The 7,009-nt window shown below is 64.7% G+C and carries 10 protein-coding genes and 1 pseudogene; 8 read left to right on the forward strand and 3 right to left on the reverse strand.

From position 1 onward, the window contains the following. A pseudogene (locus ACRCSW_RS24215) lies at positions 1–164 on the reverse strand (aspartate transaminase); the annotation flags it as partial. Between the two features lie 89 nt (positions 165–253). Here ACRCSW_RS24215 and ACRCSW_RS24220 point away from each other — a divergent pair. The 3 genes from ACRCSW_RS24220 (at position 254) to ACRCSW_RS24230 (ending at position 1,514) form a co-directional block, all read left to right on the forward strand. Beyond that, entirely contained in the window at positions 254–667 is a 414-nt protein-coding gene (locus tag ACRCSW_RS24220; protein WP_438708216.1) for a helix-turn-helix domain-containing protein, read from the forward strand. Continuing rightward, entirely contained in the window at positions 664–939 is a 276-nt protein-coding gene (locus ACRCSW_RS24225) for a succinate dehydrogenase assembly factor 2 (RefSeq protein WP_438708217.1), read from the forward strand. Before ACRCSW_RS24220 ends, ACRCSW_RS24225 begins: the two co-directional genes overlap by 4 nt. A gap of 77 nt (positions 940–1,016) precedes the next feature. Next, positions 1,017–1,514 (forward strand): MarR family winged helix-turn-helix transcriptional regulator, encoded by a 498-nt coding sequence (locus ACRCSW_RS24230; protein ID WP_438708218.1) that lies wholly within the window; start codon positions 1,017–1,019, stop codon positions 1,512–1,514. Between the two features lie 155 nt (positions 1,515–1,669). On the opposite strand, the gene ACRCSW_RS24235 is transcribed toward ACRCSW_RS24230, so the two are convergent. Both ACRCSW_RS24235 and ACRCSW_RS24240 read right to left on the reverse strand, forming a co-directional pair. After that, on the reverse strand, positions 1,670–2,116 hold the full coding sequence (locus ACRCSW_RS24235; RefSeq protein WP_438708219.1) for a DUF1178 family protein: 447 nt from the start codon (positions 2,114–2,116) through the stop codon (positions 1,670–1,672). A gap of 54 nt (positions 2,117–2,170) precedes the next feature. Beyond that, entirely contained in the window at positions 2,171–2,698 is a 528-nt protein-coding gene (locus tag ACRCSW_RS24240; protein WP_438708220.1) for an NUDIX hydrolase, read from the reverse strand. Between the two features lie 168 nt (positions 2,699–2,866). Between ACRCSW_RS24240 and ACRCSW_RS24245 the strand changes: the two genes are divergently transcribed. The 5 genes from ACRCSW_RS24245 to ACRCSW_RS24265 all read left to right on the forward strand — a co-directional run. Continuing rightward, positions 2,867–3,382 (forward strand): glutathione peroxidase, encoded by a 516-nt coding sequence (locus ACRCSW_RS24245; protein WP_438708221.1) that lies wholly within the window; start codon positions 2,867–2,869, stop codon positions 3,380–3,382. After that, positions 3,379–4,521 (forward strand): acetoin utilization protein AcuC, encoded by a 1,143-nt coding sequence (locus tag ACRCSW_RS24250; RefSeq protein WP_438708222.1) that lies wholly within the window; start codon positions 3,379–3,381, stop codon positions 4,519–4,521. Before ACRCSW_RS24245 ends, ACRCSW_RS24250 begins: the two co-directional genes overlap by 4 nt. After that, positions 4,518–5,060: an RNA 2',3'-cyclic phosphodiesterase gene (gene thpR / locus ACRCSW_RS24255; protein ID WP_438708223.1), complete on the forward strand. Its 543-nt coding sequence runs from the start codon at positions 4,518–4,520 to the stop codon at positions 5,058–5,060. Before ACRCSW_RS24250 ends, thpR begins: the two co-directional genes overlap by 4 nt. Positions 5,061–5,111: 51 nt before the next feature. Beyond that, on the forward strand, positions 5,112–6,140 hold the full coding sequence (locus tag ACRCSW_RS24260; RefSeq protein ID WP_438708224.1) for an N-acetylneuraminate synthase family protein: 1,029 nt from the start codon (positions 5,112–5,114) through the stop codon (positions 6,138–6,140). Further along, the coding region (locus ACRCSW_RS24265) for a rhamnan synthesis F family protein (RefSeq protein WP_438708225.1) at positions 6,137–7,009 on the forward strand (873 nt) is incomplete at its 3' end. The genes ACRCSW_RS24260 and ACRCSW_RS24265, both read left to right, overlap by 4 nt.

Genomic DNA, 7,009 nt, shown 5'->3' on the forward strand with positions numbered 1-7,009 from the left:
CGCTTCGCCGCCTCGCGGATGTTCACGGGCGTGTCGAAGTCCGGCTCGCCCGCGCCAAGGCCGATCACATCGCGGCCCGCGGACTTGAGTTCGGCGGCCTTGGTGGTGACGGCGATCGTCGGCGAGGGCTTAACGCGCGCCAACGTGTCGGACAGGAAGGGCATCGCCAGCTCCGTGTTTGTCATTTCGGGCCCGTCCTCTTAGGATTGCCACTCCGGACGATCAAGCGATATCGAAATCAAGGAGAGGCAAGATGACGGAAAACGGTGAAACGAACGGCTGGTATGCCGAAGGCGTGGCGACCTTTGGCGACAGGCTTTCAGGCGCCCGCGAAGCCGCCGGGCTCACTCGCGAGGAGTTTGCCACAAGGCTGGGCGTCAGGCTCAAGACGGTCGCGGCCTGGGAGAACGACGCTTCCGAGCCGCGCGGCAACCGGCTGCAGATGCTGGCGGGCATGCTGAATGTGTCGATGCGCTGGCTTCTGACCGGCGTTGGCGACGATCTCGAGCCCCCGGACGCGCCGGGGGCGATGACGCTTCCCGCAAAGATCGCTCTGGCCGATCTGGGGCGGATGCGGGCGAAACTGGCGCAGCTTTCGCGTGAGATGGAGCAGACCGAAGACCGCCTGCGACAGCTGTTGCAAAACGACATGAAGGGTGCCGCGTGAGCGAAGCCCCTGAGGCGCGCCTGAAGCGCATGGCCATGCGGTCCTGGCGGCGGGGGACGAAAGAGATGGACCTCGTGCTCGGGCCGTTTGCCGATGCGCATCTGGCGGGCTTTTCGGACGCCGAGCTTGACCTTTACGACCGGCTTCTGGCCGAGAATGATCAGGACCTGATGGCCTGGATTCTCGGGCAGTCGCCTCCCCCCGACCTGTTGGCCGGGCTGCTGTCCCGGATCACCGGCTTCGCCGAAGCCCGCCTGACCCGCGGAAATTGAGCTAAGTTCCGCGCAAGTTTACGGAATGTTTGTGCTTTGTACCGATTCTACCCCCGTCCGAATGGTGGAGAGATGGTATGACGCATTACGCCCCGGTACTCGACGGATCGCAAAAGGCGTTCCTGTCCTGCTACCTTGACAACCTTGCCTTGGTCGAGCGGCTGCACAGGCTGCTTCTGGATGTGATCAAGGACGAATTCGAACGGCTGGCGATTCTGGAGATCAACTCGGTCCAGGCGCTTTTGCTGTTCAACATCGGCGAGAACGAGGTGACCGCCGGGGAACTGAAATCCCGCGGCTACTACCAGGGCTCGAACGTCAGCTACAACCTGAAGAAACTGGTCGAACTTGGCTACATGCACCACCAGCGGTCCGAGATCGACCGCCGTTCGGTGCGGGTGCGGCTGACCGAGAAGGGGCGGAGAGTGCGGGGGCAGCTGTCAGAGCTTTTTGCCAGGCATTCCGAGGGGATCGAGAAGCGCGGGCTGATCGACGCCTCAGGCATGGATGAGATCAACACCTCGCTGAAACGGATGGAGCGGTTCTGGACGGAACAGATCCGTTACATCTACTAAGGCTGGCATACCCGGCGACATCGCAGCCAGAACGGCTGGCGGCGCCTTCCGGACGCTACCGGGAAGTCTTGACAAACCCTGAACGTCCGCGCGCAACCTGTTGATTTTCAAGGCATAAAAATGCCGCCCACCGTGCACAGGGCAGCTTCGCCGCCTCAGTTCACCTTGCGGACGGGCAGAAACGGCAGGGGCGCGACTGGAAGGCCGTCCTCGAGCATCTGCCGGGCCTCGTCGGCTTTCGCTTCGCCGTGGATCGCGCGTTCCGGGGCGTCGCCGGCGTGCATCGCCCTCGCTTCCGTCACGAAGTTCATCCCCACATACTCCGAGTTTTCCTCGATCTGCCGACGAAGGGTGGCAATCTGGGCCTCCAGGTCCGAGGCTGGGGCGGTCAGGTCCGGGCGGTTGGCTTCCGGCTCAGGGGCGGCAGCGACCTTGCGCGACGCGCGCACCGCAGGCGCCATCAGCTCTTTCTCGACCTCGGCCACGCCGCACACCGGGCAGCCAAGCTGTTTGGCCGCCTGCAGTGCGAAAAAGGCGTCGGCGTTCTGGAACCAGCTTTCAAAGCCATGCCCCGCGCGACATTTCAGGTTGTACCGGATCATGCCCAGACGTCCGCCATTAAGACCGCCGATTACGTATGGATTGGCGGCGAAAGGTCAATGGCCCTTGTGCGCCTTGCGGGACCGCCCACCACGATACTCGTCACCCGCAATCGGGGCCTGACGGCCGTGCAGAGGCGGGACAAAGTCCGAGATGATCTGGGAAAGCTCAGGTTCGACCACCAGGCCTGCGGCTTCGTGCGCAGGGAACCAGTCCCGGTGCCGCACTTTCACTTCGGGGAAGCTCTTGGCGAGCCCTTTGACCCTGAGGCCAAAGACCGACACCGCGCAGGGCACGCTCGCAAGGCTCGACAGGTTCTTCTGATAGCCATAGCGCCCAATGCACAGCGGGTTCATCACCCCTTGCACACCCGCTTCCTCCCAGGCCTCCTGGGCTGCAGCTGCTTCAGGTGACAGGCCCTGCATCGGCCAGCCCTTCGGAATGATCCAGCGTCCCGTATCCCGGCTGGTGATCAGAAGCACCTCGACGCCCGTATCAGTCAAACGCCAGCAAAGCGCCCCGTACTGAATTCTCGCGCCACCAACTTCGGCAACTTGTGCCGATATTCTTTCTTGCGAACCCATTTCACGCCCATTCGGCCGACCCTTTTTTGGATCTGGCCCCTACTCGTTAACCTCAACACCAACATGGCACGCCCGACAGAGAATTTACAGTCGATTCCCTGGCATTTGACAGCGCCTGCGACCGGATTATCTCACTTTTCACGGGGAGAAGCCATAGGGGGCGGGATCATGAAGCTGGTGATCGGTTTTCTGGCGGGGCTTTCGGCGGTCCCGGTCATGGCGGGCGAAGGCTTCCGGTTTGCCTCGATCGACGGGGGGCAGATCGACCTTTCGGACTGGAAGGGCAGACCGATCCTGGTGGTTAACACCGCCTCGATGTGCGGCTTTGCCGGGCAGTTCGATGGCTTGCAGGCCTTGTACGAGAGGTTCGGGCCGCAGGGCGTGTTGATTCTGGCCGTGCCCTCGGATGACTTCGATCAAGAGCTTGCCGACGAGGCCGCAGTCAGGGAATACTGCGCGATGACCTTCGATCTGACCCTGCCGATGACCGAGATCACGACAGTGACGGGCGCGGGTGCGCATCCGTTCTATGCCTGGGTCAGGGACGAAACCGGCTTTTCCCCGCGCTGGAACTTCAACAAGGTGCTGATCGCGCCCGATGGCAGCGTGGCCGCAACATTCGGGTCCAAGGTCAAGCCGGAAAGCGCCGCCATCGCGGGGCAAATCGAGGCGATGCTGGAATGATCATCGCGCCACCGCCCGCATCGGCGGGGGCGGTGGCGGCGCCCCTCTTCATCGGGTCCGAGATCTATCGCGGCTCGTCCTACGGGTCGGCCCATCCCCTGCGCGTGCCACGGGTATCGACGGTCATGGACCTTGCGCGCGCCCTCGGCTGGTTGCCCGCAGACCGTTTCCGTACCAGCCCGCGCGCAAAGCCCGCCGCGCTGACGCTTTGGCACGAGCCCGACTATATCGCGGCGCTTCAGTCTGCCGAGGCGCTGGGTGAGGCGACGCCCGATATGCGGCAACGGTTTCACCTTGGCACCCTCGCGAACCCCGTTTTCCCGCAAGTCTTCCGCCGCCCCGCGACCGGGGCCGGAGGCGTGATGCTGGCGGCCGAACTGCTGGCGCGGGCTCCAGGCGTGATCCATGTGCCGGGCGGCGGCACGCATCATGGGCTTCCCGGCCGCGCGAACGGGTTTTGTTACCTGAATGACGTAGTTCTGGGGATAAAGGTGCTACAAAGGGCGGGCCTTCAACGCATCGCCTATGTCGATCTTGATGCCCATCACTGCGACGGGGTGGAGCATGCGTTCAGCGGCGATCCGGGGGTGCGGATGATCTCGGTCCATGAGGAAGCCCGCTGGCCCTTCACCGGAGCGCTGACCGATACCGCCGGGGGCAGCGCTTTCAATCTGCCGGTGCCGAAGGGTTACAACGACAGCGAGGCGCGCGTGGTGCTTCATGGCTTGATCGTTCCCCGCGTGGCCGGGTTCCACCCCGACGCGGTCGTTGTGCAGTGTGGTGCCGATAGCCTTCTGGAAGACCCTCTCTCACGCCTGTCCCTGTCAAACCGGGCCTATCTTGAGGCGCTTTCCGTCCTGCGCCCGCTCAGTCCGCGCTTCCTGGTGCTGGGCGGCGGGGGCTATAACCCGTGGTCGGTCGGCAGGCTTTGGACCGCGATCTGGGGTCTCCTCAGCGGCCGCGAGCTGCCCGATCACCTGCCGGGTCCCGCAAAGGCGGTGCTTTCGGCCTTGAGCTGGGGCGGGGGCGGGCGGCCCGACCCGGCGCCCGAGATGCTGACCACCCTTCTTGATCCTCCCCGCGAAGGGCCGGTCCGGGCCGATATCCGCGATCGCCTGGCAAGGCTTGCGCTCCGATGATCCGGGCCTTCATTGGCATCGACCTGCCGCAGGCCGTGCGGGGGGCGCTTCAGGTGCAGCAGTTCCTTATGCCCCTGCCGCGCAAGGTCGAGCCCGAGAAGCTGCACCTCACGCTCGTCTTTCTGGGCGACTGCCCCGAGCTTGCTCTCGACGCCGCGCATGAGGGGTTCGAGGCGCTGCGCGAAACCGGATTTGCGCTTGCGTTGCAAGGGCTTGGCCTCTTCGGCAAGGACAAGCCGCACAGCGCCTGGGCCGGTGTCGCGCCGTCGCCCGAGCTTATGCATCTTCAGACCAAGGTGGAGACAATTGCCCGGCGGGCGGGCTGCCCGATCGACACGCGAAAGTTCGTGCCGCACGTGACGCTTGGCCACTTCCCCCCGCCACCCCTGCCCGAAACCGCCCAGCTGGAGCGCGCCGTCGCCATGGGCGCGGGCTTCCGGACCGAACCCTGGCCGGTCACCGAGCTGACGCTCTGGCGGAGCCACCTCGCAAGCAAGGGATCGCACTACGAGGTGCTGACCCGCTACCCCTTGGCTTGACAGGGGCGGTGCCCTCATGCAGCACGGGGGTCACGCCCAGGGAGACGCACTATGAAGATAGCGAACCGCGAGATCGGTCCGAACCACCCGCCGCTTGTCATCGCCGAGATCGGCATCAACCACGGCGGCGACCTTGGGGTCGCGAAAGAGATGGTGCGTCTGGCCGCCGGGGCGGGCTGCGAGATGATCAAGCACCAGACCCACATCATCGAAGACGAGATGACCGAGGAGGCGAAGTCGATCTTCCCGCCGAACGCCGATGTCTCGATCTGGCACGTGATGGAACGCTGCGCCCTCAGCCTGACGGATGAGGCGGAGCTGAAGCGCTACACCGAGTCCTTAGGGATGATCTGGATATCCACCCCCTTCAGCCGGGCGGCCGCGGACTTCCTCGAAACCCTCGACGTCCCCGCCTACAAGATCGGGAGCGGAGAGGCCGACAACCTCCCCCTCATCCGCCACATCGCGCGGAAGGGGAAGCCGGTCATCATGTCGACCGGCATGCAGACCATTGAAACCATTCGCGCTTCCGTCGACATCCTGGATAAGGCCGGCATCGACTACGCGCTTCTGGAATGCACCAACCTTTACCCGAGCCCCGCCGAGATCGTCTCGCTTAAAGGCGTGACCGACCTGAAGCAGGCCTTCCCGAAGGCCGTCGTCGGCTTCTCCGACCACTCCATCGGCCCCGAAATGGCGCTGGCCTCCGTCGCGCTTGGGGCATGCATCCTTGAACGCCACTACACCGACACCCGCTACCGCAAGGGCCCGGACATCATCAACTCGATGGACCCGGCGGAACTGCGGTTCCTCATCGACCGGTCGAAGGAAATCTGGATCGCCGCCAACAACCCCAAGCAGCGCAGCGCGCCCGAGGAAGACGTCTACCGCTTCGCCCGCGGTTCGGTCGTCGCCGACAAGGACCTGCCGCTGGGCCATGTCATCCGCGAGGAAGACATCTGGGCCCGCCGTCCCGGCAGCGGAGAGATCGCCGCCTATGACTTCGACAAGGTCGTCGGCAAACGCCTGACGCGGGCCGTAACACGGAACACCCAGCTGAAGTGGGGGGATCTTGGGTGATCCCCGGCTGGAAGGTCCGGCGTGAGCTTCTGCGCCTGAAGCAGCAGGTGGCATGGTACTGGGAAACGGCCTTTGCCGGACGGCGCACCCGCCAGCATGACCTTCGCCGCGCCGCGCTGGTTCAGCGTCATGACGGCGCCAAAGCCCCCGGCAACCGGATCGCGGCACTTCTGATCTTCCAGCCGGGCGGCCTGCCGCGCTCGCTTCTGGAGACATGCGACCAGCTGACCAACCTCGGCTATGCGGTCCTGATCGTCTCCAACGGTCCGCTAACACCCGATGCCCGCACCGCATTGATCCCGAAGGTCTGGCGCGTCCTTGAACGCCCGAACCTCGGCTATGACTTCGGTGGCTACCGCGAAGCGGTGATGCATCTCTGGGACGAGGGGCTGGACCCCGATGAGCTGATCATCATGAACGACAGCGTCTGGGTGATCCGGTCCGCGTTCCCGGCTTTCCTCACCCGGCTTTCCGCGATGAAGGCCGATGTGCTGGGCGCGGCGCTGAGGTCGAAGAAGGGCAAGCACTGGCTTGAATCCTACTTCTTCCAGCTGCGCCGGTCCGCGCTGACCTCGCCAGCCTTCCGCGATTTCTGGCGGAACTACCGGCTGGTCGACAGCAAGTTCGGTGTCATCCGGCAGGGCGAGCGCGACTTTACCGTGGCCCTCGCCGCCGGCGGTTTGCATATCGCCGCCCTCGCCGGCAATCCGGACTTCGTCGGCCAGATGCGCCTTGCCTCTGACGAAGAGCTGCGCCTTGCCCTGACCTATGCCGCCCCGGTGACAGGGGCGCTGGCCGATGACCGGGCGCGGCTTCTGGCGGAACCGCCGCTGCCGGACTGGCGGGACAGGATCATCGCGCAGCTGGAC

Origin of the sequence: Tabrizicola sp. (genome assembly GCF_051645465.1) — a bacterium.
GTDB lineage: Bacteria > Pseudomonadota > Alphaproteobacteria > Rhodobacterales > Rhodobacteraceae > Tabrizicola.

What these genes read in the sequence shown, in the direction of transcription:
- ACRCSW_RS24220 (WP_438708216.1), top strand. Translation starts at nt 254, where the DNA reads ATGACGGAAAACGGTGAAACGAACGGCTGGTATGCCGAAGGCGTGGCG.
- ACRCSW_RS24230 (WP_438708218.1), top strand. Translation starts at nt 1,017, where the DNA reads ATGACGCATTACGCCCCGGTACTCGACGGATCGCAAAAGGCGTTCCTG.
- ACRCSW_RS24235 (WP_438708219.1), bottom strand. Translation starts at nt 2,116, where the DNA reads ATGATCCGGTACAACCTGAAATGTCGCGCGGGGCATGGCTTTGAAAGC.
- ACRCSW_RS24240 (WP_438708220.1), bottom strand. Translation starts at nt 2,698, where the DNA reads ATGGGTTCGCAAGAAAGAATATCGGCACAAGTTGCCGAAGTTGGTGGC.
- ACRCSW_RS24245 (WP_438708221.1), top strand. Translation starts at nt 2,867, where the DNA reads ATGAAGCTGGTGATCGGTTTTCTGGCGGGGCTTTCGGCGGTCCCGGTC.
- ACRCSW_RS24250 (WP_438708222.1), top strand. Translation starts at nt 3,379, where the DNA reads ATGATCATCGCGCCACCGCCCGCATCGGCGGGGGCGGTGGCGGCGCCC.
- thpR (WP_438708223.1), top strand. Translation starts at nt 4,518, where the DNA reads ATGATCCGGGCCTTCATTGGCATCGACCTGCCGCAGGCCGTGCGGGGG.
- ACRCSW_RS24260 (WP_438708224.1), top strand. Translation starts at nt 5,112, where the DNA reads ATGAAGATAGCGAACCGCGAGATCGGTCCGAACCACCCGCCGCTTGTC.